This is a genomic window from Candidatus Sphingomonas colombiensis (genome assembly GCA_029202845.1).
GTDB lineage: Bacteria > Pseudomonadota > Alphaproteobacteria > Sphingomonadales > Sphingomonadaceae > Sphingomonas > Sphingomonas colombiensis.
Window position 1 is genome coordinate 293743 of sequence record CP119315.1, and the last position, 23333, is coordinate 317075.

The 23333-nt window shown below is 64.9% G+C and carries 19 protein-coding genes and 3 pseudogenes; 12 read left to right on the forward strand and 10 right to left on the reverse strand.

Features of this window, described 5'->3' with window-relative positions; all coding sequences use genetic code 11:
• Nucleotides 1-24: 24 nt before the first annotated feature.
• Together P0Y64_01350 and P0Y64_01355 are read left to right on the forward strand one after the other, a co-directional pair.
• Nucleotides 25-1188 carry a saccharopine dehydrogenase NADP-binding domain-containing protein gene (locus tag P0Y64_01350; protein ID WEK43509.1) on the forward strand — a complete coding sequence of 388 codons (1164 nt, stop codon included), beginning with the start codon at nt 25-27 and terminating at the stop codon, nt 1186-1188.
• Nucleotides 1189-1298: 110 nt separating this feature from the next.
• Nucleotides 1299-2261 (forward strand): GNAT family N-acetyltransferase, encoded by a 963-nt coding sequence (locus P0Y64_01355; protein ID WEK43510.1) that lies wholly within the window; start codon nt 1299-1301, stop codon nt 2259-2261.
• Between the two features lie 15 nt (nt 2262-2276).
• On the opposite strand, the gene P0Y64_01360 is transcribed toward P0Y64_01355, so the two are convergent.
• On the reverse strand, nt 2277-2591 hold the full coding sequence (locus tag P0Y64_01360) for a hypothetical protein (GenBank protein ID WEK43511.1): 315 nt from the start codon (nt 2589-2591) through the stop codon (nt 2277-2279).
• Nucleotides 2588-4789, reverse strand: coding sequence for a VacB/RNase II family 3'-5' exoribonuclease (locus P0Y64_01365; GenBank protein WEK43512.1), 2202 nt, complete (start codon nt 4787-4789; stop codon nt 2588-2590). The genes P0Y64_01360 and P0Y64_01365 overlap by 4 nt, the downstream gene beginning before the upstream one ends.
• A 235-nt stretch (nt 4790-5024) precedes the next feature.
• Here P0Y64_01365 and P0Y64_01370 point away from each other — a divergent pair, with 235 nt between their 5' ends.
• Entirely contained in the window at nt 5025-7676 is a 2652-nt protein-coding gene (locus P0Y64_01370; protein WEK43513.1) for an EAL domain-containing protein, read from the forward strand.
• A gap of 12 nt (nt 7677-7688) precedes the next feature.
• Here P0Y64_01370 and P0Y64_01375 read toward each other — a convergent pair whose 3' ends face one another.
• Nucleotides 7689-8339, reverse strand: a complete 651-nt coding sequence (locus P0Y64_01375; GenBank protein ID WEK43514.1) for a glutathione S-transferase family protein — start codon at nt 8337-8339, stop codon at nt 7689-7691.
• Between the two features lie 528 nt (nt 8340-8867).
• On the opposite strand from P0Y64_01375, the gene P0Y64_01380 reads away from it, so the two are divergent.
• Entirely contained in the window at nt 8868-10757 is a 1890-nt protein-coding gene (locus P0Y64_01380) for a ribonucleoside-diphosphate reductase subunit alpha (GenBank protein ID WEK43515.1), read from the forward strand.
• A 45-nt stretch (nt 10758-10802) separates the two neighbouring features.
• On the opposite strand, the gene P0Y64_01385 is transcribed toward P0Y64_01380, so the two are convergent.
• Nucleotides 10803-11855 (reverse strand): phosphatase PAP2 family protein, encoded by a 1053-nt coding sequence (locus P0Y64_01385; GenBank protein WEK43516.1) that lies wholly within the window; start codon nt 11853-11855, stop codon nt 10803-10805.
• Between the two features lie 474 nt (nt 11856-12329).
• Between P0Y64_01385 and P0Y64_01390 the strand changes: the two are divergent.
• Both P0Y64_01390 and P0Y64_01395 read left to right on the forward strand, forming a co-directional pair.
• Nucleotides 12330-14079, forward strand: a pseudogene (locus P0Y64_01390) (ABC transporter permease subunit).
• 29 nt (nt 14080-14108) lie between these two features.
• Nucleotides 14109-15423, forward strand: a pseudogene (locus P0Y64_01395) (nitrate/sulfonate/bicarbonate ABC transporter ATP-binding protein).
• 404 nt (nt 15424-15827) lie between these two features.
• Here the strand turns inward: P0Y64_01395 and P0Y64_01400 are convergent.
• A complete protein-coding gene (locus P0Y64_01400) occupies nt 15828-16124 on the reverse strand; it encodes a DUF2171 domain-containing protein (protein ID WEK43517.1) in 297 nt (98 codons plus the stop codon).
• 62 nt (nt 16125-16186) lie between these two features.
• On the opposite strand from P0Y64_01400, the gene P0Y64_01405 reads away from it, so the two are divergent.
• The 5 genes from P0Y64_01405 (at nt 16187) to P0Y64_01425 (ending at nt 19707) form a co-directional block, all read left to right on the forward strand.
• Nucleotides 16187-16813 (forward strand): methyltransferase domain-containing protein, encoded by a 627-nt coding sequence (locus tag P0Y64_01405; protein ID WEK43518.1) that lies wholly within the window; start codon nt 16187-16189, stop codon nt 16811-16813.
• On the forward strand, nt 16810-17010 hold the full coding sequence (locus P0Y64_01410) for a hypothetical protein (protein ID WEK43519.1): 201 nt from the start codon (nt 16810-16812) through the stop codon (nt 17008-17010). Before P0Y64_01405 ends, P0Y64_01410 begins: the two co-directional genes overlap by 4 nt.
• 154 nt (nt 17011-17164) lie before the next feature.
• The gene (locus P0Y64_01415; GenBank protein WEK43520.1) at nt 17165-18229 is read left to right on the forward strand and encodes a ribonucleotide-diphosphate reductase subunit beta; all 1065 of its coding nucleotides are present in this window, start codon (nt 17165-17167) and stop codon (nt 18227-18229) included.
• Between the two features lie 117 nt (nt 18230-18346).
• Complete coding sequence (locus tag P0Y64_01420) at nt 18347-18550, forward strand: hypothetical protein (protein ID WEK43521.1); 204 nt, start codon at nt 18347-18349, stop codon at nt 18548-18550.
• Nucleotides 18551-18966: 416 nt separating this feature from the next.
• Nucleotides 18967-19707, forward strand: coding sequence for a glucose 1-dehydrogenase (locus P0Y64_01425; GenBank protein ID WEK43522.1), 741 nt, complete (start codon nt 18967-18969; stop codon nt 19705-19707).
• An 8-nt stretch (nt 19708-19715) separates the two neighbouring features.
• On the opposite strand, the gene P0Y64_01430 is transcribed toward P0Y64_01425, so the two are convergent.
• Together P0Y64_01430 and P0Y64_01435 are read right to left on the reverse strand one after the other, a co-directional pair.
• A complete protein-coding gene (locus P0Y64_01430; protein WEK43523.1) occupies nt 19716-19964 on the reverse strand; it encodes a hypothetical protein in 249 nt (82 codons plus the stop codon).
• A gap of 55 nt (nt 19965-20019) precedes the next feature.
• Nucleotides 20020-20553 carry a hypothetical protein gene (locus P0Y64_01435; protein ID WEK43524.1) on the reverse strand — a complete coding sequence of 178 codons (534 nt, stop codon included), beginning with the start codon at nt 20551-20553 and terminating at the stop codon, nt 20020-20022.
• Between the two features lie 175 nt (nt 20554-20728).
• Between P0Y64_01435 and P0Y64_01440 the strand changes: the two are divergent.
• Nucleotides 20729-21116: pseudogene (locus tag P0Y64_01440) on the forward strand (VOC family protein).
• A 23-nt stretch (nt 21117-21139) separates the two neighbouring features.
• Here the strand turns inward: P0Y64_01440 and P0Y64_01445 are convergent.
• From P0Y64_01445 to P0Y64_01455, 3 genes are read right to left on the reverse strand one after another with little or no spacing between them, the layout of a single operon-like run.
• Complete coding sequence (locus P0Y64_01445; GenBank protein WEK43525.1) at nt 21140-21562, reverse strand: OsmC family protein; 423 nt, start codon at nt 21560-21562, stop codon at nt 21140-21142.
• Between the two features lie 12 nt (nt 21563-21574).
• On the reverse strand, nt 21575-21946 hold the full coding sequence (locus tag P0Y64_01450) for a VOC family protein (GenBank protein ID WEK43526.1): 372 nt from the start codon (nt 21944-21946) through the stop codon (nt 21575-21577).
• 29 nt (nt 21947-21975) lie between these two features.
• Nucleotides 21976-23331 carry a cytochrome P450 gene (locus tag P0Y64_01455; GenBank protein WEK43527.1) on the reverse strand — a complete coding sequence of 452 codons (1356 nt, stop codon included), beginning with the start codon at nt 23329-23331 and terminating at the stop codon, nt 21976-21978.
• Nucleotides 23332-23333: the final 2 nt, after the last annotated feature.

A 23333-nucleotide genomic window follows, 5' to 3' on the forward strand; every position in this document is an offset into this window, starting at 1 on the left:
CGCAAAGGCATGAGGAGAGCTGCAATGGCCCGCGAATTTGATGTGATCGTTTATGGCGCAACCGGTTTTACCGGGCGGCTCGTCGCGGAATATCTGCAAGCGACCTATGGCACGACGGGCCCGAAATGGGCGATGGCGGGTCGCTCGCTCTCCAAGCTGCAAGAGGTGCGGGACGAGATGGGCGTGGCGGCGGACGTGCCGCTGATCACCGCCAATTCGGACGATCCCGCCAGCCTGCGCGCCATGGCGGAGCGCGCGACCGTGGTGATCTCCACCGTCGGGCCGTATCAGCTCTATGGCAGCGATCTCGTCGCTGCCTGCGTCGAGACCGGCACGGCCTATGTCGATCTGTGCGGCGAGCCGGGATGGATGCGCAAGATGATCGACGCGCACGAGGCGCGCGCGAAGGAATCCGGCGCGCGGATCGTTTTCTCCTGCGGCTTCGATTCCATCCCGTTCGATCTGGGCGTGCTGACCTTGCAGGAGGCCGCGACCAAGCGTTTCGGCAAGCCGGCGCCGCGCGTGAAATGCCGCGTGCGGACGATGAAGGGCAAATTCTCCGGTGGCACCGCCGCCAGCCTGAAAGCGACGCTGGCCGCCGCCGCGCGCGACCCCTCGCTGCTCGCGCTGCTCGCCAGCCCGTTCGCGCTGACGCCCGGGCATAGCGGCCCGCATCAGCCGACCGGGCTGATCCCGGAATATGATTCGACGATCAACGCCTGGGTCGCGCCGTTCATCATGGCGCCGATCAACACCAAGAACGTCCACCGCACCAATTTCCTGCTGGGCCAGCGATATGGCAGCGATTTCGTCTATGACGAGATGATGGTCGCCGGGCTGGGCGATATCGGCAAAGCCGCCGCCGAAGCGATCGCGAAGATGAATCCGCTGGGCGGCGACAAGGGGCCGAAGCCCGGCGAAGGCCCGTCCAAGGAAGAACGCGACAGCGGCCATTACGACGTTCTGTTCATCGGCCTGATGCCCGATGGCGCGCGGATCGACGCGGTCGTCACCGGCGATCGCGATCCGGGCTATGGCTCGACCAGCAAGATGCTCGCGGAAAGCGCGCTGTGCCTCGTCGAGGATGTGGCGGGCTCGGGCGGCGTCTGGACGCCGGGCGCGATCATGGGTGACGCGCTGCGCAAGCGGCTGATCGCCAAGGCCGGGATGACCTTCACGGGGGGATAAGCCAGATTCGGCAACACCGCGGGGCCACGCGTCGCGCCCGACTCAGCCGCCTTGACTCAGGAGCAAACGTCATTCCATATCGCGATATATATCTCGATATGGAATGACCGATGACGATCGACCTTTTGCACGAACACGGCCGGGTGTTTCTCGGCAGCCGTCTGAAACGGCTTGGGGAGCGGATGCAGGCGGGGGCGGCCAAGGTGATCGCCGATGCCGGATTGCCGGTGCAGCCTTCCCATATGCCGATGCTGGCGGCGCTGGATGCGGGGCCGATGACGATCGGGCAATTGGTGCAGGCTGCCGGCATCAGCCAGCCCGGCGTGACGCGCGCGATCGGCCAATTGGTCGAACTCGGCCTCGCGCGGTCCGAACAGGGTGTCGATCAGCGACAGCGCACGATTACCCTCACCGCCGCCGGCGCCGCCGCGATGGCGCGGGCCAGATTGCATGTCTGGCCACGCGTGGAGCACGCGGTCGACGCGCTGTGCGGCGGCAGCGCGCGCGCCTTCCTCGATCAGATCGCTGCGGTGGAGGCCGCGCTCGCCGCGACGCCGCTCGATCTCCTCGCCGCCCAGGCCGAGCCGGATATCCTCTCGATCCGCGAATATAGCGACGATCTTGCCCGCCATTTCCACGATATCAACGCGGAATGGATCGACGCGATGTTCCAGCTCGAGGACACCGATCGAGAGGTGCTGGAAAATCCGCGCGCCAAAATCGTCGATGCGGGGGGCACCATCCTGTTCGTCGAAGCCAAAGGCCTTGGGATCATCGGAACCTGCGCGCTGCAGAAAACCGGCGCCAGCAGCTTCGAGCTGACCAAGATGGGCGTGCGCGAAACCGCGCGCGGATTGAAAGCGGGGGAGTTCCTGCTCGCCGCGATCGTCGAGCGCGCGCGTTCGCTGGGCGCCGATCCGCTCTATTTGCTCACCAATGCGCGATGCGCGCCGGCGATCCATCTGTACGAGAAGATCGGCTTCGCCCACGATGCCGAGATCATGGCGCGATATGGCGCGCGCTACGCCCGCTGCGATGTCGCGATGCGCTATAACCCGCGCGACGGCGCGTAACGCTGCCGCCGTGCGTTACCGCCCGAGCGCGATCGCGCCCGCCGCCGCGAAGCCGGTGAGCGCGATCACGCCGAGCAGTCGCGCCAGTTCCTCCTTGCGGAAATTGACCAGCATATCCTCGTCGAGAAACCAGCACCCCTCCTCCGCGGGCAGGATCGCGCCGAAACGCGTCATGCGGCGGAACATGCGCTGCTGCGCGCGCGCCTGCGGCTCGAATGCGATCGCGCTTTCGGCCGTGGTGGCCTTTGCGTCGACGAAATGCGCGACGATCACCGATTGCGCGCGTGCCGCGATCTGTTCGGCGATGCGGCCGACGAGGTTCAACTTCATTTCTTGCGTCCCTGATGGCGGATATTGGCGGGGCGACCGCGCCGCTTGATCTCGCGCCGTGGGCCGCCCTTGCGCGGCGGCGGCAACGCTCCCTTGCCCTCCGGCAACTCGAAACGCAGCGCCCCCGAAACCGGATTCGCCTCCGCGAGCCGCAGCTTGAGCCGCCGGCCGAGCGCATATTCCTCGCCGCTCGTCTCGCCCACCAGCGTCCGCGCCGCCTCATCGAAACGGAAATATTCGCCGCCCAGATCGCGCACCGGCATCAGCCCGTCGCCGCCAATCCCATCTACCGTCGCGAAGAAGCCGAAATTGGCGACCCCCGTGATCCGCACCTCCACCGTCTCGCCGACGCGTTCGGCGAGATAGGCCGCGACGTAACGGTCGATCGTGTCGCGCTCCGCCTCCATCGCGCGGCGTTCCAGCCGGCTGATCGCTTCGCCGACGCGCTCGAAATCCTCGTCGCCGCCAAGCCCGCCCGGCCCCAGCGCATAGGCGGAGACGAGCGCGCGATGCACCATCAGATCCGCATAGCGCCGGATCGGCGAGGTGAAATGCCCGTAGCTCCCCAGCGCCAGCCCGAAATGGCCGTGGTTGGCCGGCGAATAATAGGCCTGCGTCTGCGTGCGAAGCACCTGCTCCATCAGTTGCGGGCGGAAATCGGCATCGCCCACCCGATCCAGAATGCGGTTGAAGGTGGCGGGCTTGATCACCTGCCCCAATGCGAAGGGGATATCGAACGTGTCGAGATAATCCTTCAGCGCCACCAGCTTCTCACGCGCGGGCGCTTCGTGGACGCGGTACATCACCGGGGCCTTCTTCGCCTCCAGCGCCTTGGCGGCGGCGACGTTGGCGGCGATCATATAATCCTCGATCAGTCGGTGCGCATCGAGCCGCTCGCGCGCGGCGACCGACATGATACGGCCCTTCTCATCGAGCACGACGCGCCGTTCAGGCAGATCGAGCGCCAGCGGCTCACGCTTGTCGCGCGCGGCGGCGAGCGCCTCCCAGCAACCCCACAGCGGCTTGAGCGCATCGAGCATCGGCCCTGCACCGGCATCGATCGTCGCCTGCGCGTCTTCATAGGCGATGTTGGCCGCGATCCGCACCGTCGCACGGGTGAAGCGCCACGATTTTAACGCGCCAGCCTTGCTCACCTGGATATGGCAGGCGAGCGCGGCGCGATCCTCGCCCTCTTTCAGCGAGCAGATTTCGGCGGAAAGCACCTCCGGCAGCATCGGCACGACGCGATCGGGGAAATAGACCGAATTGCCCCGGCTGCGCGCCTCGCGATCGAGCGCCGATCCGGGGCGGACGTAGAAGCTTACATCGGCGATGGCGATGATCGCCTTCCATCCGCCCGCGTTCGCGGGATCGTTATCCGGCGCGGCCCATACCGCATCGTCATGGTCGCGCGCGTCCGCCGGATCGATCGCGACGATCGGCAGGTGCGTCAGATCTTCCCGCCCGTCGCCCAGCGGCTGGCGCGCGACGCGATCGGCCTCGGCCAGCGCCTCATCGGCGAAGCGATCCGGAATGCCGAACTGGTGGATCGCGATCAGCGAGAAACTGCGCGGGGCGAACGGATCGCCCAGCCGCTGCACGACGCGCGCTGTGATGCGCGGCGGTCGCCCGGCGCGCTCCGCCAGCACCAGATCGCCCGCTTGCGCATCGCCCGCATCGGAAACGGGGAACTCGCGCCGCTCCTTTTTCTCCACGCCCTGCAACCACAGCCGGTCGCCCTCGCCGCGCAGCACGCCGATCAGCTGTTCGGAGCTTGGCGCGAGCGATTTCATCGGATGAGCGATCCAGCCGCTTCCCGCCTCTTCGGTCCGCGCGAGGATGCGCGTGCCGACGCCCAGCGCCCCGCGCTTATGCTCGCGCACGCGCAGGCGCGGTGGCGGGGTTTCCGCCTCCCAGCGCTCGGGGACCGCCCAGACGTTCCCGCCATCGTCCACATCGACGATGCGCAGCACCGTCACCTTCGGCACGCCCCCCATCTTGTGGAACGCGCGGCCGGGAGCGGAATCGATCAGCCCCTCGTCCCCCATGTCCTTCAGCAACGCCTTGAGCGCGATCTTCTCCTGCGCGGTCAGGCCGAAGGCGCGCGCGATCTCCCGCTTGCCCGCGGGGCGATCGCTCGACGCGATGAAGTCCATGATCTGCTGACGCGTCGGCAGGCCGACCTTTGGTTTTCGCATTGCGCGGAGATAGGGGCTGCGCGCGCCAGCGTCACGCGCCAAGAATGAGGGGCGCGCTCCACGCAACCGCCCTGACGAGCCGCATGCCCCAGCCCAAACGCGGCGCGCATTACGAAAAAAAGAAAAAACTAGCGATCATCGCATTGATATATATGAATAAATATGTCGACGTTCGCCAAATTTTAAGCGTGATCACTAACCGGATTCGAATACGCCCGGGTGTATTCAGCCGGGCATGGGCAAATCTCGTCGTATTGTGAAGAAGAACGATTCCGCCGCGTCTCCATCGCTGATGGATGCGCTCGGGCTCGCGCCTACGCCCGATCCGACGATCGATGCGGCGCGCGCCGACAGCCTGCGCGATGTGCGGATGATCTGGCCCGTCACGCTCGCCGTGCTGATATTCGGGCCGCTTGCCGTGCTGGGCCGCAGCCTGTTCGATCGGAGCAGCGGCAGCCTGTTTCTCGATTATGCCGGGATCTCGACGCTGTTCGGGCTGATCATCTGGATGGTCCTCGCCTATCCGAAGAGCGAAACTCGCCCTCCGCATCAGCGGATCGCCGCTATTTCGGCGCTGGCCGCGGCGCTGGCGGTGACGCTGTCGATGCTGCTCGATTCCGCCCAGACCCTCGCCTCGCCGGAAACGCGCATCGCCGCCTTCGTCGCCGTATTTGGCGCGATCATCGCCTCCGCCGTATCGCTGCACGCGATCCGTGCGGCGAGCATCGCCTTCGCCGTGGCGATGGCGACGATGATCTTGGTCACCGCCGGGCCCGGCATGGCCTTTGCCATCGGGGGAATTGTCGCGACGATGTTCACCGGCGGCTTGATCCGCGTTGCGTGGCACGACGTTGCGCAGCAAGCGGCCCGCGCGAGCGAGCGTGATGCCAACCGGCTCGCGGCGCGGCTGGTCGACGAATTCGAGGCGCAGGGCACCGGCTGGTTCTGGCAAACCGATCGCGCCGGCAATCTCACCTATATCACCGACAAGGTGGGTGACGAACTCAACCGGATGGGCGTGGTACCGATCGGGGCACGGCTGGTGAACATCTTCCGCGTCGATTCAGAACTGGTCGAGACGGAGCGCACGCTGACCTTCCACCTTTCGTCTCGCACCAGCTTTTCGGACTATTCGGTGCGCCCGGCATTCGACAGCGTGGTCGATCGGTGGTGGTCGATCTCGGGCCGGCCAATTTTGGACGATCTCGGCTGTTTTCAGGGCTTTATAGGATCAGGCTCAGATCTAACCGAAAAACGCCGGGCGGAGGCGGAGATTACCCGGCTCGCGCTGTTCGACAGCCTTACCGGGCTGGCCAACCGCCAGCGGATGCGGCTGTCGCTGGAAAAGACGCTGAATTCAGAGCGCAATTCGCCTTCCTCGACCGGGCTGTTCCTGCTCGATCTCGATCGCTTCAAGGCGGTCAACGATACGCTCGGGCATCAGGTGGGCGACGAATTGCTCAAGCAGGTCGCGCATCGCCTGCAACGCGCGGTCGGCGATTCCGGCCTGGTCGGACGGCTTGGCGGCGACGAGTTCGAGGTCGTCCTGCCGCGCCACCCGGAGCGCGCGCGGCTGACCGAGATCGCACAGGACATCATCACCGCGCTGTCCGCGCCCTATTTCATCTCCGGCGCCACGCTGTCGATCGGCTGTTCGGTCGGCATCGCCATCGCCCCCGAACATGGCGAAGATGTCGAGACGCTGGTGCGCAACGCCGATCTCGCGCTTTACGCCGCCAAAGCCGACGGGCGCGGCGTCCATCGCTTCTATCGCCCGGAGTTGCTCGCCGGCGCGCAGAACCGCAAGCGGCTGGAAGACGATCTGCGTCAGGCGCTCGCCGGCAACGAATTTCACCTGACCTATCAGCCGGTGGTCTCCACCGTGAACGAGCGCATCGTCGGCTATGAGGCGTTGCTGCGCTGGGATCATCCCTCTCGCGGGCCGATCAGCCCGGCGGAGTTCGTCCCCGTCGCGGAGGAATGCGGGCTGATCGAGCAGATCGGCGAATGGGTATTGCGCACCGCCTGTGCCGAGGCCGCGCAATGGCCCGATCATGTGCGCGTCGCGGTCAACGTGTCGCCGCTGCAATTCGCCAATCCGGCGCTACCGGCGATCGTCACCAGCGCGATTGCCGCATCCGGCATCGCCCCGCGCCGGCTTGAACTGGAGATCACCGAAGGGGTGTTTCTCCAGGAAGATTCGTCATCGGAACTGATGTTCCGCGCGCTCAAGGGCGTCGGCGTGCGGCTGGCGCTCGATGATTTCGGCACCGGCTATTCCAGCCTCGGCTATCTGAAAAAGGCGCCGTTCGACAAGATCAAGATCGATCAGAGCTTCGTGCGCGGCGCGATCCAGCCCGGCAACCGCAACGCCGCGATCATCAAGGCGATCGTATCGCTCGCCGATACCCTTGGCATGGAAACCACCGCCGAGGGCGTGGAGCAGCAGGACGAGATCGCGCTGATCCGCGATCTGGGATGCAGCCACATCCAGGGCTTCGTCTATGGCCGTCCGGCGCGCGCCGCCGACGTGCTCGAGCAATTGAGCGTTGACGCCGGCAGCGCGACGCCGATCGGCCACAAGATCAGCCGCAGCCCGCGCTCCTCCGTATTGCGCACCGCGCGGCTGGAGATCGGCGACGAGGCGGGCGACATCCGCATCCGCAACATTTCCACCACCGGCGCGATGATCGACGGGGTGAACTTCCCCGAGGAGGCTGTCGGCGCGGATGTGCTGATCGAGCTGATCGAGAACCAGCTCTTTCCCGCAACCGTCCGCTGGACGACCGACGGCCGCGCCGGCCTCCAGTTCGCCGAAGCCTTTGACCTTGAGCGGCTCACCAGCGCGACGGCCGCCACCACGCTGCGTCAGCGCAAGGTCGCCTGACGCAGCCGCGCTTCAGTCGCGACCTTCGGGCGCGCCGAGCGGGAACATGTGCCGATAGGGTCGCGCCTCATCCAGCGCGCGGGCATAGCTGGGACGTTTCAGCAGCCGCCCGCGATAAGCGTGGAGCGCCTCATGCTCAGGCGGGATGGCATGGGTCCAGTCGCCATAGAGCAACGCGGGTGCGGCCGCGCAATCGGCGAGCGTAAAGCTATCCCCCACCGCCCATTCGCGCCCGGCCAGCCGCGCGTTCAACCACGCATAAGCGGTCTCCAGCGCCGCGCGCCACTGCTGCTCGCGCGTGGCGTCATCGCGCCCGATCCGACCAGTCACAATGCGTTGCTGGGGAGAATTCACATAATTGTCGAAGAAGCGATCGATCATTCGCACCTCCGCCGCGACGATGCGATCGGCCGGCAGCAAGGGCGCGCGATCCGGATAGCGCGCGTCGAGATATTCGATGATCCCGGTCGCGTCGAAAACGAATGTATCGCCATCGGTGATCGCGGGGAACTTGCCGATCGGCCAAAGGCTCGCAAAGTCGGACGCCACCGGCTCCGATCCGTCGAGCATCCGCGATTCGAATGGAATATCCTTTTCGTAAAAGGCCGTTTTGGCTTTTTGACAATAGGATGAGAGCGGATGCTCATACAGGATGAAGGCCATTTTCCTCTCCATTGGGCGCGATTTTATCGTCGTCTCGCCGGTCTCTGCGGCGCGCGGCGCCTGTATCGTCGATGCGCGCGCCGCTGTCACGATCCCGGCCGCCGCCATATGACCTGAGCATGCCGCGCAGCGCGGTCCGCCGGCATCCGCGAGGCGCGGACATATCCGCCGGAATATATTTTCGTTCTCCACCCGTTCCCTTGCCTTCCGGGAAAGCGGCGGAAGTCCGCGCGTCGCGGCCCCGCAAGTGCGACGAAACGAATCTCCACAGCGACGAACCGTTCGTCGCAGGAGCAATTTACGTACTTGCGGCCCGCGCGCGATTGCCACAATCTGTTGGGGTTGGTTTCGGGGGCGAGCCCAATCGCTGGTAGGAACTTTGCCGCATCCCCATATTGCGGCGTGGCTTGTTGCGCGTAGTCGAGCGGCGTCTGGCCACATTTTGTTCTCACGGCGATCAACCGCCCCGAGTGTAGTATAAGGGTTCGTTCGCGATTCGAACGGACCGTGAACGAGGGAATGGCGGCGATGGATTTCAGAGACTCGAGCGAGGCGAACATGGCGAGCGAGACACTGGAAGCGGTGAGCGGCACGGGCACGGCGGGGGGCCATGCGGTCCGTCGCCCGACCTATGCGGTCGAGGTCGATCACAGCCGCGACGCGCTGCTCACCGAATTCGGCAAGGATACGCTGACCGATCGCTATCTGCTGCCGGGCGAAACCTATCAGGATCTGTTCGTCCGCGTCGCGTCCGCCTATGCGGACGATGCCGCGCACGCGCAGCGGCTTTACGATTATATCTCGAAACTGTGGTTCATGCCGGCGACGCCGGTGCTGTCAAACGGCGGCACCGGGCGCGGTCTGCCGATCTCCTGCTATCTCAATTCGGTGCCCGACAGCCTGAACGGCATCGTCGACACCTGGAACGAGAATGTCTGGCTCGCCTCGCGCGGCGGCGGGATCGGCACCTATTGGGGCAATGTGCGCGGGATCGGCGAGCCGGTCGGCCTGAACGGCAAGACCAGCGGCATCATCCCCTTCGTGCGCGTGATGGACAGCCTGACGCTCGCCATCTCGCAGGGCTCGCTGCGGCGCGGCTCGGCGGCGTGCTATCTCGATGTCTCGCACCCGGAGATCGAGGAGTTCCTCGAAATCCGCAAACCTTCCGGCGATTTCAACCGCAAGGCGCTGAACCTGCACCATGGCGTGCTGATTCCGGACGCGTTCATGGAAGCGGTGCGCGACGGTGCCGAATGGACACTCAAATCCCCGAAGGACGGCAGCGAGCGCGGCAAGGTTGACGCGCGCGCGCTGTTCCAGAAGCTGGTCGAGACCCGGCTGGCGACCGGCGAGCCGTACATCGTGTTCGCGGATCACGTGAACAAGAACATGCCCAAGCATCACCGCGATCTGGGCCTGAAAGTCTCCACCTCGAACCTGTGCAGCGAGATTACGCTGCCGACCGGGCGCGATCACCTTGGCAACGATCGCACCGCGGTCTGCTGCCTGTCCTCGCTCAACATGGAAACGTGGGACGAGTGGAAGGACGAGAAGAACTTCGTCGAGGACGTGATGCGTTTCCTCGACAACGTGCTGCAGGATTATATCGAGCGGCACGAGCCGGGGATGGAGCGCGCCGCTTATTCCGCCGGACGCGAGCGTTCGGTTGGCCTCGGCGTAATGGGCTTCCACTCCTTCCTTCAGGCGCGTGGGCTGCCGTTCGAAGGCGCGATGGCGAAATCGTGGAACCTGCGCATCTTCAAGCATATCAAGGCGCAGGTCGATGAGGCGTCGATGCAGCTCGCGGTGGAACGTGGCCCCTGCCCCGACGCCGCCGACATGGGCGTGATGGAGCGGTTCAGCTGCAAGATGGCGATCGCGCCGACCGCGTCGATCTCGATCATCTGCGGCGGCACCAGCGCGTGCATCGAGCCGATCCCGGCCAATATCTATACGCACAAGACGCTGTCGGGCTCGTTCGTCGTCCGCAATCCGTATCTTGAAAAGCTGCTGATCGAGAAGGCGAAGAACACCGACGCGGTGTGGAATTCGATCCTCGAACAGGGCGGATCGGTCCAGCACCTCGATTTCCTGTCGGTGGACGAAAAGGATTGCTTCAAGACCTCGTTCGAGATCGATCAGCGCTGGCTGCTCGAACTGGCGGGCGATCGCGCGCCGTTCATCGATCAGGCACAGTCGCTCAACCTGTTCATTCCGGCAGACGTGGAGAAGTGGGACCTGCTGATGCTCCACTTCCGCGCGTGGGAATTGGGGATCAAGTCGCTCTACTACCTCCGCTCCAAGTCGGTGCAGCGCGCCGGTTTCGCGGGCGGCGTGGAGGCTGACAATACGCTGGAGAAGCCCAAGTTCGATCTGGGCGAGACCACCGATTATGACGAGTGCCTCGCCTGCCAGTGATCGCCGGATAGCGGAGTGGCCTCGCGGCCGCTCCGCACCGAATTGTTATTGGAAAATGCTGTCGCGCACGGGGCTGAGCGGCAAGCCGGCGGTCGATCGGGCGGCGGCCACCGGAACGATCCGCCCCACCGCGACGATCGCCACCCCCGCCACCGCGGCACCCAGGATCATATCGATCAGATAATGCGTCCCCTCAACCGGGGTGGACAGCAGCATCGCCACGTTGATCGCGACCAGCGGCGCGCGCAATTCGCGACGGGGCCAGGCCGCCGCGATGTAGATCACCGCCGCAGCAGTGTGAAAGCTTGGCGCGGAAACCAGCCCGCGCAGCTGTGCCAGATCGACATAATGCACTTGGTGCGCGCGAAGCGCCGGGATCAGCGCCGCCTGCCATTCTTCGCTTTCCGGCACATAGGGCAGCGGACCGTGCCATAGATGGGAAAGCGGCCCAACCGCCGTCATCAGCGGATAAAGCACCAGCGTCAGCAACGCCGCGAGCCAGAAGGTCATGAGAAAGCGATGCGCCGCCGCGCGCTTGCCGGTCCAGGCATACCAGCCGAGCAGGATCGCCGGCGTGACGAAGATCATCTGATAGGCGGCGAGCCCCAGCCATTGCAGCGCGCGGTGATCGGCGACGAGGCGATACCAGGCCAGCCAATCGAACCCCAATGCCTCATCGATGCGTTGCAGCGTCGCGTCGTGCATCCCGCTGGTCAGCGCCGCGATCGGATAGCTGGCGATCGCGCCAACCAACGAGATGAGCGTGAACAGCCCGAAATATTCGGCGCAATCGGCGATCATGCGCCCATGGCGCGGCATCCAGCGCGGCGCGCCCAGCCGCAGCGCCACCAACAGCACGGCAACGGCGTAATAGGGCAGAATGCCTCGCCCGAGCGGTTCGATCCGCAATTCGGCGATATGCATCAGCACCCCGAGCGTCGCGATGCTGGCGATCAGGCCCGCGAAAATCAGCCAGCCGTGGCCGCGCGAAGATCGTTCCGGGGGGAAAACAACAACCGCGCCCTCAGTAAGCGTTGGGATCAGCGGGGCGGCGGCGGAACTGGTTGACGGCAATGACAAGGCTTTCAAAGAGGCCATCGCCTCGACCGATTATGCTTTCCCTTGCATGAATGAGCGCGGCGCGCAGCGTTGTCATCCACTAAAATCGCGGTGAGATGAGAAGGCGCGACAGGTGTGTGAATCTTGCATTACCAGAGAGTTTCGCAATCGCGAGATCCAGGGGGCAATCGCACGCGCCGCGCGGCGGGAGAATCACCTCTCCGCCACCGCTCCGCAGAATGCCCGGAATATCACAAACGAGCGCCGAACAGGGCGTGCCGGCGCGGTGTTCCTCACCGCTGCGCGGCCTGCTTGCACGTGCCCGATTGACTCCTCCGCGCGCGCGTCGCAGGGGCGATCCGGGCTACGTATTCCCGTGGCCGATCAGGAAACCACAACCGCAATGCCAAGCGACAGTAGTCGATTGAACGCGCCATCGAGGGCGCCCGGCCGGGCCTGATCGCATCAGTCTCGTCCACGGGTGTCGCCGATGGCGCACGAATGGGATGAGACATGGACTTTGTACCACAGACCGCACGCGGCCTGCTGAGCCTGTCGCGTCAATGGCGCGGCAACGTCGCGCCAAGCTGGGCCGACGCAATCGCCTTCCTGCTGCTCGCCGGCGTCGCCGTGCTTGTGATCCAGGGGGCGGAAGCCATGGTCGCGCCGCTCGCGCGGCTTGATATCGCGCCGGTCACGCTCGATCTGGCGAACCTGCCCGGCTATGCGCTGCGCACCACCCTGCGCATGTTCGCCGCACTTGGCGCCAGCCTCGTCTTCACCTTCGTCGTCGCCACGCTGGCCGCCAAGAGCCGCCGCGCGGAGATGGTGATCGTTCCCGCGCTCGATATCCTGCAATCGGTGCCGATCCTGGGCTTTCTCACCTTCACCGTCACTTTCTTCATGGGGCTATTCCCGGCGCGCCAGCTTGGCGTGGAGCTGGCCGCGATCTTCGCGATCTTCACCAGCCAGGCGTGGAACATGGCGTTCAGCTTCTATCAGTCGCTGCGTTCCGTCCCCGCCGATCTGGAGGAAGTGACGCGCGGCTTCGCGCTGTCGCCATGGCGCCGCTTCATCCGGCTTGAACTGCCCTTCGCCACGCCGGCGCTGGTGTGGAACGCGATGATGTCGATGTCGGGCGGCTGGTTCTTCGTCGTCGCATCGGAGGCGATCAGCGTCGGCGACACGCGGATCATGTTGCCGGGAATCGGTTCCTATCTCGCGCTCGCGATCGACCATCAGGATTTCGGCCATGTCGGCTGGGCCGTCGCGGCGATGGCGGTGGTGATCCTGCTCTACGACCAGCTCGTATTCCGCCCGGTGGTCGTTTGGGCCGATCGCTTCCGTTTCGAGCAGACCGCCAGCGCGCACCGCCCGCGATCCTGGGCCTATGACCTGTTCCGCCGCACCCGCCTGTTGCCGGTGGTGTTTTCCCCGGTGATCGCGCTGGGCCGCGCGTTGATGGTGCTCGATCGCCGCCCCGCACGGCGCACCGGCCAGCAGACGGAGGAACGCTCGAACGCCGGGCGCTGGCTATGGCTGGCGATCGTCGTCGTCGCGGTCGGCTGGGCGGTGTGGCTGATCGCCAGCTATGTCGCGCGGCATCTCGCGCTGGGCGATGTGCTGAGCGCATTCGGCCTCGGCCTGATCACCCTGTTGCGCGTGCTCGTGCTGATCGCGCTCGCCAGCCTGATCTGGGTGCCGATCGGCGTGTGGATCGGCCTGCGCCCGCGCTGGGCCGAGCGGCTCCAGCCGGTGGCGCAATTCCTCGCCGCCTTCCCCGCCAACGTGCTGTTTCCCTTCGCGGTGATCGCGATCGTCCACTGGCGGCTCGATCCCGGATGTCTGGCTTTCGCCGCTGATGGTGCTGGGCACGCAATGGTACATCTTGTTCAACGTCATCGCCGGCGCGAGCGCGATCCCCACCGATCTGCGCGAAGCGGCCGGGATGTTCGGCGTGAGGCGCTGGCAATGGTGGCGCACGCTCGCGATCCCCGGCATCTTTCCTTATTACGTGACGGGCGCGCTGACCGCCTCGGGCGGATCGTGGAACGCCAGCATCGTCGCGGAGCTGGTGACATGGGGCGACCGCAAGCTCGAAGCCACCGGGCTTGGCGCCTATATCGCGCAGGCGACGGCCGGGGGCGATTTCCCGCGCGTGACATTGGGCATCGCGGTGATGTCGATCTTCGTGATCGGCATCAACCGACTGTTGTGGCGTCCGCTCTATGCTTATGCCGACCGGCGGCTGCGGCTCGGCTGACCTACTGAATCACCGACAGGAGAAGCCAATTGGCCACCCTCGCCCGCCTTCCCACCGCTACCCCGCTCGTCACCGTCAGCGGTGTGCGCCATCATTACGGCAAGGGCGCCGGCGATCTGCTGGTGCTCGACAATGTCGATCTGACGCTCAACGAGGGCGAGGTCGTCGGGCTGCTCGGCCGCTCCGGCTCGGGCAAATCGACGCTGCTGCGATCGATCGCGGGGCTGATCGCGCCCAGCGAGGGCGAAATCCGTTTCGAGCCGCAGACCGACGGTAGCGAACCGACCGTCAGCATGGTGTTTCAGACCTTCGCTCTATTCCCCTGGCTCACCGTGCTCCAGAACGTCGAACTGGGGCTGGAGGCGCAGCGCGTGCCTGCGGAGGAACGCCGCACGCGCGCACTGGCGGCGATCGATCTGATCGGCCTCGACGGGTTCGAGAACGCCTTTCCCCAAGGAACTGTCCGGCGGGATGCGCCAGCGCGTCGGGCTGGCGCGCGCGATCGTCGTCAATCCGTCGCTGTTGCTGATGGACGAACCCTTCTCCGCGCTCGATGTGCTGACGGCGGAAACGCTGCGCACCGATCTGCTCGATCTGTGGTCCGAAGGGCGGATGCCGATCAAATCGATCCTGATCGTGACGCACAATATCGAGGAGGCGGTGCTGATGTGCGATCGCATCCTCGTCTTCGCCTCCAATCCCGGCCGCATCGCCGCCGAGATCAGGGTCGATCTGCCGCAACCGCGCGACCGGCTCGATCCGGCATTCCGCGCGCTGGTGGAGGATATCTACGCCCGGATGACCGCGCGGCCGGCGGCGCAGCCGGCGCGTGACGGGCTGTTCCCCGGCACCGGCATCTCGATGGTGCTGCCGGTCGTCTCCACCAACGCGCTCGCTGGCTTGATCGAGGAGGTGGACGCCACGCCGTTCGATGGCCGCGCGGCGATGGCCGACCTTGCCGATCAGCTCCAGCTGGAGATCGACGATCTGTTCCCGATGGCGGAAACGTTGCAATTGATGCGCTTCGCCGATCTGTCCGGCGGCGACCTGTTGCTCACCCCGGCCGCGCGGCGCTACGCGCAGGCCGACACGGACGAGCGCAAGGCGATATTCGCGCACGCGCTCGTCCAGCATGTGCCGCTCGCCCAGCATATCCGCCGCATCCTTGATGAGCGGCCGAGCCACACCGCGCCGGCGCGTCGCTTCCGCGACGAGCTGGAGGATCACATGTCCCCCGACTACGCCGATGAGACGCTGCGCTCGGTGACGCATTGGTGCCGCTATGCCGAGCTGTTCGCTTACGATGAAGATGCGGACGAGTTCAGCCTCGACAATCCCGCCTGAGCCAAGCCGATCGTCATCCCGCATCGACCGCCTGACCCTATCAGCGGCGGCGCGACCCCATTATCGAACAAAACGCGAATATCCGCCCGCTTCGGCTATATCGCGCCCCGTCAAGCCAGCCTGCCACTAGGGATGGTATCATCCACGGAATATTTCTGGTGTTCGGGCAATTTAACCATTGGAGCCGGGGGCCGCTCAGGTTAAGCTTCCGTTCGCGGCCGGAGAGCGTGATCGCCCCCTCTGCATCGCGCTGGGACAAGTCATTTGGAAAGGCGGAAAAGGTGCGTGCATCCGGCATCTCGGCAGCATCACCCGCGCTCGATCCGATGTTTCGTCGCGCGCCCGCCACCCCCGCGACGCGCCGGAATATCGTTTCGCGGCGCTCGGATCGCGGGCGCCCCGGATCAGCCGAGTTCCTCGAAAAGGTCGCGCGTATTCTGCGCCGTCGCGGCAAGGCACACGGTGTCGCCACGCACGGCGACCACCAGCCCGATCGGCAGATAACATTGCCGCGCATCATCCGGCAGCGCGACATGAGCGGCGTCGAGCTTGGTCAACCGGATACGCATACCGTCCATTCCATCGACGGTGCCGATTTGGATGCCGTCGGCGGCAACGATTCGCATGTCCGGCTTGATATGGTTAAGATCGTGCACTCGTTCCCCCAACTCGAACTCATTCGAGGCGCTCAACGCGCGCACCGGCAAAGCGCTGCATTCGCTCGCGAAAAATTGCGGCCGTCGCGATCCGAAAGGAAACGGGCATGAAGGTTGACGGTAACCGTTTCCGAACGAAGCGCTTTGCGCGCTTTCTTGCCCTGCTCGACAAATTGCCCGCCAAGGATGGGCCGGCGCGTATCCTCGATATCGGCGGCACGCGGGAATATTGGCAGGCGCTTCGGCCGCTATGGGAGGGCCGCAAGATCGACGTCACAATCGTCAACCTCGATCAGCCGACCGAGGACGACGACGTCTTTCATCTGCGTTCGGACAATGCGTGCGCGCTCCACTATCCCGATATGGCGTTCGACGTGGTTCATTCGAACAGCGTGATCGAGCATGTCGGGCATTGGCCGGAAATGGCCGCGATGGCGCGCGAAGTGCGTCGGCTCGCCCCGCATTATTACCTTCAGACGCCCAATTTCTGGTTCCCGGTGGAACCGCATTATCGCTCGCTGATGTTCCACTGGCTGCCTGAATCCTATCGCGCCGCGCGGTTGGTGAACCGGCGCCACGGCTTCCGCAGCGCGTCTGATTATGATGAGGCGATGCGCAATATCCAGACGGTGGTGTTGCTCACCGCGCGCCAGATGGGGGCCTTGTTCCCCGATGCACGGATCGAGCGCGAGCGCATCGGCCCGCTCACCAAATCGCTGATCGCAATCCGATGACGCTGCCGGTCGCCATCATGTATGTTGTCGCATTGGTGCTGGCATTGGTCGGCGCCGGCCTGCTGCTTGCGCTCATGCGGCCAAGCGGGCCGGCCAAGATCTATGTCTTTCGCATGACCGGCATCATGGCAATCGCCGCCGGCGCGGTGCTGGCGATGAGCGCAACCGCGATGTGGCGCGGAGGGCTGACGGGATGAGCAACTGCATTTCCAGCACCACCGCGATCCGCACTCTCGTTGATCTTCCCACGGCCCGCGCGCCCCGGCGCCCGGCCACTTTTCGCGCCGAAGGCAGCATGCCGATCGCGCGCTCCACCCCCATCTTTATTCAGCTTCTCTCGGAGTAAATCCCATGTCCCTCCTCCAAGCCTCCAAACAGTACAAGCCGTTCGAATACCCATGGGCGTTCGAATATTGGAAGCGTCAGCAGCAGCTCCACTGGCTGCCCGAAGAAGTGCCGCTGGGCGAGGATTGCCGTGATTGGGCGCAGAAGCTCACCGATCATGAGCGCAACCTGCTGACACAGATCTTCCGCTTCTTCACGCAGGCGGACGTCGAGGTGCAGGATTGCTACCACGAAAAATACGGCCGCGTGTTCAAGCCGACCGAGATCAAGATGATGCTGACGGCGTTCAGCAACATGGAGACGGTGCATATCGCCGCGTACAGCCATCTGCTCGACACGATCGGCATGCCCGAGAGCGAATATGGCGCGTTCCTCGACTATACCGAACTCAAGGACAAGCACGACTATCTGCAGAAGTTCGGCGTCGACAGCGACGAGGACATCGCCCGTACGCTGGCGATGTTCGGCGGCTTTACGGAGGGCGTTCAGCTGTTCGCGAGCTTCGCGATGCTGATGAACTTCCCGCGCTTCAACAAGATGAAGGGCATGGGGCAGATCGTGTCATGGTCGGTGCGCGATGAAAGCCTGCATTGCGAGGGCATCATCAAGCTGTTCCACACCTTCGTGAAGGAACGCGGCTGCCTCACCAAGGCGGTGAAGGACGATATCGCCGATCAGTGCCAGACGACGATCCGGCTCGAGGACAATTTCATCGACCTCGCGTTCGAGATGGGCCCGGTCAACGGGATGGCGCCGAAGGATATCAAGAAATATATCCGCTACATCGCCGACTGGCGGATGGGGCAGCTTGGCCTGAAGCCGATCTTCATGATCGACGAACATCCCATCCCTTGGCTCACCCCGCTGCTGAACGGCGTGGAACATGCCAATTTCTTCGAAACCCGCGCGACGGAATATTCCAAGGCGGCAACGAAGGGCCAATGGTCCGATGTGTGGGATTCGTTCGACAAGCGGCAGAAGGCGAAGATCGGCTCCGCCGCGAACGAGGATGCTGGCGATAGCCAGAGCGAAGGCGACATGTTCTCGGCCGCGGGCGTAGCGGCGGAATAAGCGCGTCACGCGGTGGGCCGGAAAGTTCCGGCGCCGGCCCACCCGCCGATCCGGCTACGCGCGTGTCAACCACGACGATCCACTGCGCCTTAACCAACATGGGCGCAGGGTGTGGCCATGCTGCCGTCACCGCGCATTTTCCGGAGTCGCTGGTTTGCTCTGCTCTGGGCGGGCGGCATCATCTGGTTCGCGATCGACGTCGCCAGCTCTGCCCAGCCAGACGCGGCCGCCAACAACACTGCCGCGCAGGCGACCGACGCGACCGGCATGCCGGTCGATCAGCATGATCTGGCAGCGCTCGCCAATGTGATGGGGAATTAAAAAGGAGGGGCGAAACCGTCGCCGATCCCGCCCCTCCCGCCATGCCCGCGCGAATACGCTACGCGCGCGGAACTCGTCATGACGTTACAAACTTGTCCTCCCCGGCATCGATGTAGGCGGCCCCGCTGCCTTCGACGCGCTGAGCGACATTAACGTATCGATCCGGAATTTGTTGCGGCGCGAAATAAAAAAATCTTTCTATTTCTGAAAGGTTGACCGAATAGCGGCAAACTTTTTGTTGCGGCGAGAACGGCGCTAATTAACCAGCCGCAACGCGTCTTCCTCCCCCTCGATGAGGCGCTTCCCCGCGCCCCGATTGCCGCCCCGCGCCCCGGTGGTTGCGCTTCCGCCCGAAACGAGCATAACAACTGTTATGGATCGGGCGCACCCGACCGACCGTCGAGAGGAAATCAGCGATGCCCCACCCGTTGTTCGATCTTAGCGGCAAGGTTGCGCTGATCACCGGAGGGTCGCGCGGACTTGGGCGCGAGATGGCGCTGGCCTTCGCCGATGCGGGCGCGGACGTGATCGTCTCCAGCCGCAAGGCCGACGCGTGTGAAGCGGTGTTTGCGGAGATCGCGGCGAAGGGGCGACGCGCGCTCGCGCTGCCCGCTCATGCCGCGAAATGGGATGAGATGGACCGGCTCGCGGAGGATGCGTGGAATGCATTCGGCCGGCTCGACATTCTCGTCGCCAACGCCGGGATGGGGCCGCTGGTACCCAGCCACGAGGTGTCGGAAGCGCTGTTCGACAGCGTCGTCGGGCTGAACTTCAAGGGGCCGTTCCGCCTGATCGCCAATATCGCGCACCGCATGGCACAGGCCGATGGCGGGGCGATCCTCGCAACCTCATCGGTCGCTTCGCTGCGACCGACGCCACAGGTCGTGCCTTATGCCGGCGCGAAGGCGGCGCTGAACGCGATGGTGGCGAGCATGGCGCATGAATATGGGCCGAAGGTGCGCATCAACGCGATCGCCGCCGGCCCCTTCCTCACCGATATCTCGAAAGCCTGGAACGAGGAAGCGCGCGAGCATTCCGACAATGCGCTGGGCCGTCCCGGCCGGCCGGAGGAAATCGTCACCACCGCGCTCTATCTGGCCAGCCCCGCTTCCAGCTTCGTTACGGGCACCGTGATCCGCTGCGATGGGGGATGCTGAACGCGCGCTCAGCCCGCAACGAACGGCCGCAGCGGCGCCGGCTCGTAACCCCCGCACGCGACGAAGCCGGTGTTGCGGAAGCCCGGCTTGCCATAGCGGAACAGGCGATTGTCGAGATCGAGCGTTTTGCCGCCCGCCGCGCGCAACACCGCATCGCCGGCGGCGGTATCCCATTCCATCGTCGGGCCGGTGCGCGGATAGACATCCGCCTCCCCGCTCGCCACCAGCACGAACTTCAGGCTGGAGCCGACCGACACGCAATCGCAGATGCCACCGGCATCGAGCCAGGCGGCCGTCGCAGGGTCTCCGTGGCTACGCGAGGCTACCGCGCAGGGTGGTGTTTGGACCGGCCGCACCGCGATGTCCGCTGGCGGCTCCACGCTCCGCGAAAGGCGCGCGATCGGCGCGGCGCGCGACGCCCGTCACCGCATCGCCCCAATAGAGCGCCTTGCGCGCGGGAGCATAGACCACGCCCATTGTCGGCGCTCCCCGCTCGATCAGCCCGATGTTGACCGTGAAATCGTCGCCGCGCCGGATGAATTCCTTGGTCCCGTCGAGCGGATCGACCAGAAAGAACGCGCCGTCCACGTCGGGGATGCGCCCCGCCGCCGCCTCTTCCTCGGCAACCACCGGGATATGCGGCGCGACCTCCTGCAACCCGGCGAGGATCGCCGCCTCCGCCGCATGATCCGCGGCGGTGACGGGGGATTCGTCGGGCTTGATCGTCACGTCCGCGCCCTCGAGGAAGTGCCGCCACACGATGTCGCCGCCAGCCTCTGCCAGCGCCACCAACGCGTCCATCAATGTCGCGCGATCCAGCCCGTCGACGCTCGCTGTGCCTGTCATGCTCATCCTCTGCCGCTAGCCGCGACGAGGGCCGACGCGCCAGCAAGTCTTTCCTATGCGCGGCCAAGCAGGGCTAAGCAACGATCCTCCCTCTTGCCGCGCATCCATAGGCGCCTATGCCGGAAAGGCGATCGCGCAAAGACGACTCGACAGTTCATTCCAAGGAGAGAAAGTGATGTTCAGCCATATGATGGTCGGATCGAACGATATCGATCGTTCGCGCAAATTCTATGATGCGCTGTTCGGCGCGATCGGCGGCAAGCCCGCGATTCAGGACGATCACGGCCGCCTGATGTATCTGCACAATGGCGGAATCTTCATGGTCACCCAGCCGATCGACGGCAATCCCGCGACCCATGCCAACGGCAGCACGATCGGCTTCGCGATGGACGGGCCGGCGACAGGCCGAATGCATGGCACAAGGCCGGCCTCGCGAAAACGGCGGCACCGCGATCGAGGATGCGCCGGGCGTGCGTTCCAGCCCGGCGATGAGCCTGTATCTCGCTTATCTGCGGGATCCGGACGGCAACAAGCTCTGCGCGTTGCACCGGATGCCCGCGTAAGCACATCAACGGCGCCGGCGCGCTCAGGCCGCCGGCGCAACGCCCCAGACGAAATGGATCGGGGCGTCGAGATCGGGGTGGAGGCTGCGGTGGATCGGGCAGGTATGCGCCGCCGCCTCCAGCCGGCGGGCATGCTCGTCGGTCAGACGACGCGGCATATGGATCGTCACCGCCAGCCGCATGATCGTGCGCGACGGGAGGCTGGCCATTTCCTTCTCCACCGTCGCGGTAGCGCCTGCGATATCGAGATCGTGGTTCCGCGCGACGATGCCCATCACGCTCAGGATGCAACTGCCCAATGCGACACCCAGCAGATCGCTGGGCGAAAAGCCCTCACCCTCGCCGTGATTGTCTCGCGGTGCATCGGTGATGAGCACAACGCCGGATTCTGCATGCACCGTCCGGCAGCGCAGCCGCCCCTGATATTCCACCACCAGATCGCTCATCGCCCGCGCCCCTCATCCGCGGTGGAACACCGCCTCGATATTGTGCCCATCCGGATCGAGCACGAAGGCACCATAATAGCCGGGATGATAATGCGGCCGAAGGCCGGGCGCACCATTATCCACGCCGCCCGCCGCGAGCGCGGCGCGATGAAATGCGTCCACCGCATCGCGATCCGCCGCGGTCAGCGCGATATGCAGCTTGCCGCGCGTCGGATCATGTTCCGCGATCCAGAACCACGGCCGGCTATCGCCATAAGCCGCCACCCGCACTGCGCCATCCCTGCCGTCGTACAGGCGCTCGACACCAAGCGGGGCCAGCGCGCGGTCGTAGAAGGCGATCGCACGATCCATGTCGGAGACGCCGAAGGTGACATGATCGAGCATCCCGCACCTCCGCGTCTTGCCTGCCCGGCTTAGGCGGCCTTCACCGCGCGCTCGGGCGTGAACTCCACCTCCAGCCGCCGCACCGCATGGACGAAATTGTTCGGCGCGATATCCATGTCGCCGGTCCAGCGAATATCGGGGAAGCGCGCGAACAACTGGCGATAGGCTTCCTCAAGCTGCAATTGCGCGGTCATCCGCCCGATGCAGATATGCGGGCCATAACCGAAGGCGATGTTCTTCTCAGCATTGGCGCGCGCGATATCGAACCGATCGGGATCGGGGAACATCGCCGCATCGCGATTGGCGGCGCCGTAATACATGATGACCTTCTCCCCCTCCGCGATCCGCTGTCCGCCGACTTCGGTGTCGCGGGTCGCGGTGCGGCGCATGTAGATGACGGGGGAAACCATCCGCGTGATTTCATGCACCGCATTGGTGAGCAGCCCGCCATCTGCCTGAAGCCGCGCCTTCTGATCCGGGTTTTCGGTGAATAGTTTCATAGCGCCCGACAATGAGTTGCGCGTCGTGTCATTGCCCGCGAACACGATCAGCAGCCATGCGCCGTCGAGATACGGATCGGGCAGTGACTCGCCATCGACCATCGCATTGGCAATGGCGCTCATCAAATCCGCCTGCGGATCGGCGCGACGCTTGGCGAGCATATAGCGGCCATAGTCGAACATCTCCGCGACGTTCTTGTTGAACATCTCGATGAAGGCGGCGATCTGCGGGCTGGGTTCGGCCAGGGTGTCGAGCCGCTCGATCTGCTCCACCGCCACTTGCTGCGCCATTTCAAGGAAGTGGATCCACGCCATGAAACGCTCGCGATCCGCTTCCGGCACGCCCAGCATCTCGCACAAGGTGAAGATCGGCAGCCGTTGGCTGAATTTCTCCACCATGTCGCATTTGCCGAGCGGCGCCATCGTATCCAGCAGCCGCGTCACCTCACCGGAAACCCGCTCGCGCAACCCCTTGATATAGGTCGCGGTGAAATAGGGCATATGCTCCTTGCGGAGCTGGCGATGTGGCATCGCGTCGAGATTGATCATCGAATTGGTCGAGGCGGAAAACAACGTGGGGTGCCGCGTCTCCTCCGGCCCGAGCGCCATCAGGATGCCGCCCTTTTCCGAACTGAACGTCTCCGGATCGCCGTTCACACGCTTCACATCCTCGAAGCCTGTGACCGCCCAGAAGCCGACACCTTCGCGCTGCAGCGGGTGCCACATCACCGGCGCTTCCGCGCGCATCCGGGCGTAATCCGCCCATGGCTGCCCATTGGTGAAGGCATAGATGTCGGCGAGGTTCACCCCATCAAGCGTCGGATAAACCTGCGGAAAGGTCGGCCCCTGCCGCCCGTCGACGATATGCTCACTTACGAGGCGCATCT

Coding starts and splice junctions, on each gene's coding strand:
- P0Y64_01385 (WEK43516.1), bottom strand. CDS start 11,855: ATGGCCTCTTTGAAAGCCTTGTCATTGCCGTCAACCAGTTCCGCCGCC.
- P0Y64_01350 (WEK43509.1), top strand. CDS start 25: ATGGCCCGCGAATTTGATGTGATCGTTTATGGCGCAACCGGTTTTACC.
- P0Y64_01450 (WEK43526.1), bottom strand. CDS start 21,946: ATGCTCGATCATGTCACCTTCGGCGTCTCCGACATGGATCGTGCGATC.
- P0Y64_01455 (WEK43527.1), bottom strand. CDS start 23,331: ATGCGCCTCGTAAGTGAGCATATCGTCGACGGGCGGCAGGGGCCGACC.
- P0Y64_01355 (WEK43510.1), top strand. CDS start 1,299: ATGACGATCGACCTTTTGCACGAACACGGCCGGGTGTTTCTCGGCAGC.
- P0Y64_01435 (WEK43524.1), bottom strand. CDS start 20,553: ATGACAGGCACAGCGAGCGTCGACGGGCTGGATCGCGCGACATTGATG.
- P0Y64_01380 (WEK43515.1), top strand. CDS start 8,868: ATGGATTTCAGAGACTCGAGCGAGGCGAACATGGCGAGCGAGACACTG.
- P0Y64_01410 (WEK43519.1), top strand. CDS start 16,810: ATGACGCTGCCGGTCGCCATCATGTATGTTGTCGCATTGGTGCTGGCA.
- P0Y64_01365 (WEK43512.1), bottom strand. CDS start 4,789: ATGCGAAAACCAAAGGTCGGCCTGCCGACGCGTCAGCAGATCATGGAC.
- P0Y64_01375 (WEK43514.1), bottom strand. CDS start 8,339: ATGGCCTTCATCCTGTATGAGCATCCGCTCTCATCCTATTGTCAAAAA.
- P0Y64_01445 (WEK43525.1), bottom strand. CDS start 21,562: ATGAGCGATCTGGTGGTGGAATATCAGGGGCGGCTGCGCTGCCGGACG.
- P0Y64_01420 (WEK43521.1), top strand. CDS start 18,347: ATGCTGCCGTCACCGCGCATTTTCCGGAGTCGCTGGTTTGCTCTGCTC.
- P0Y64_01415 (WEK43520.1), top strand. CDS start 17,165: ATGTCCCTCCTCCAAGCCTCCAAACAGTACAAGCCGTTCGAATACCCA.
- P0Y64_01360 (WEK43511.1), bottom strand. CDS start 2,591: ATGAAGTTGAACCTCGTCGGCCGCATCGCCGAACAGATCGCGGCACGC.
- P0Y64_01425 (WEK43522.1), top strand. CDS start 18,967: ATGCCCCACCCGTTGTTCGATCTTAGCGGCAAGGTTGCGCTGATCACC.
- P0Y64_01370 (WEK43513.1), top strand. CDS start 5,025: ATGGGCAAATCTCGTCGTATTGTGAAGAAGAACGATTCCGCCGCGTCT.
- P0Y64_01405 (WEK43518.1), top strand. CDS start 16,187: ATGAAGGTTGACGGTAACCGTTTCCGAACGAAGCGCTTTGCGCGCTTT.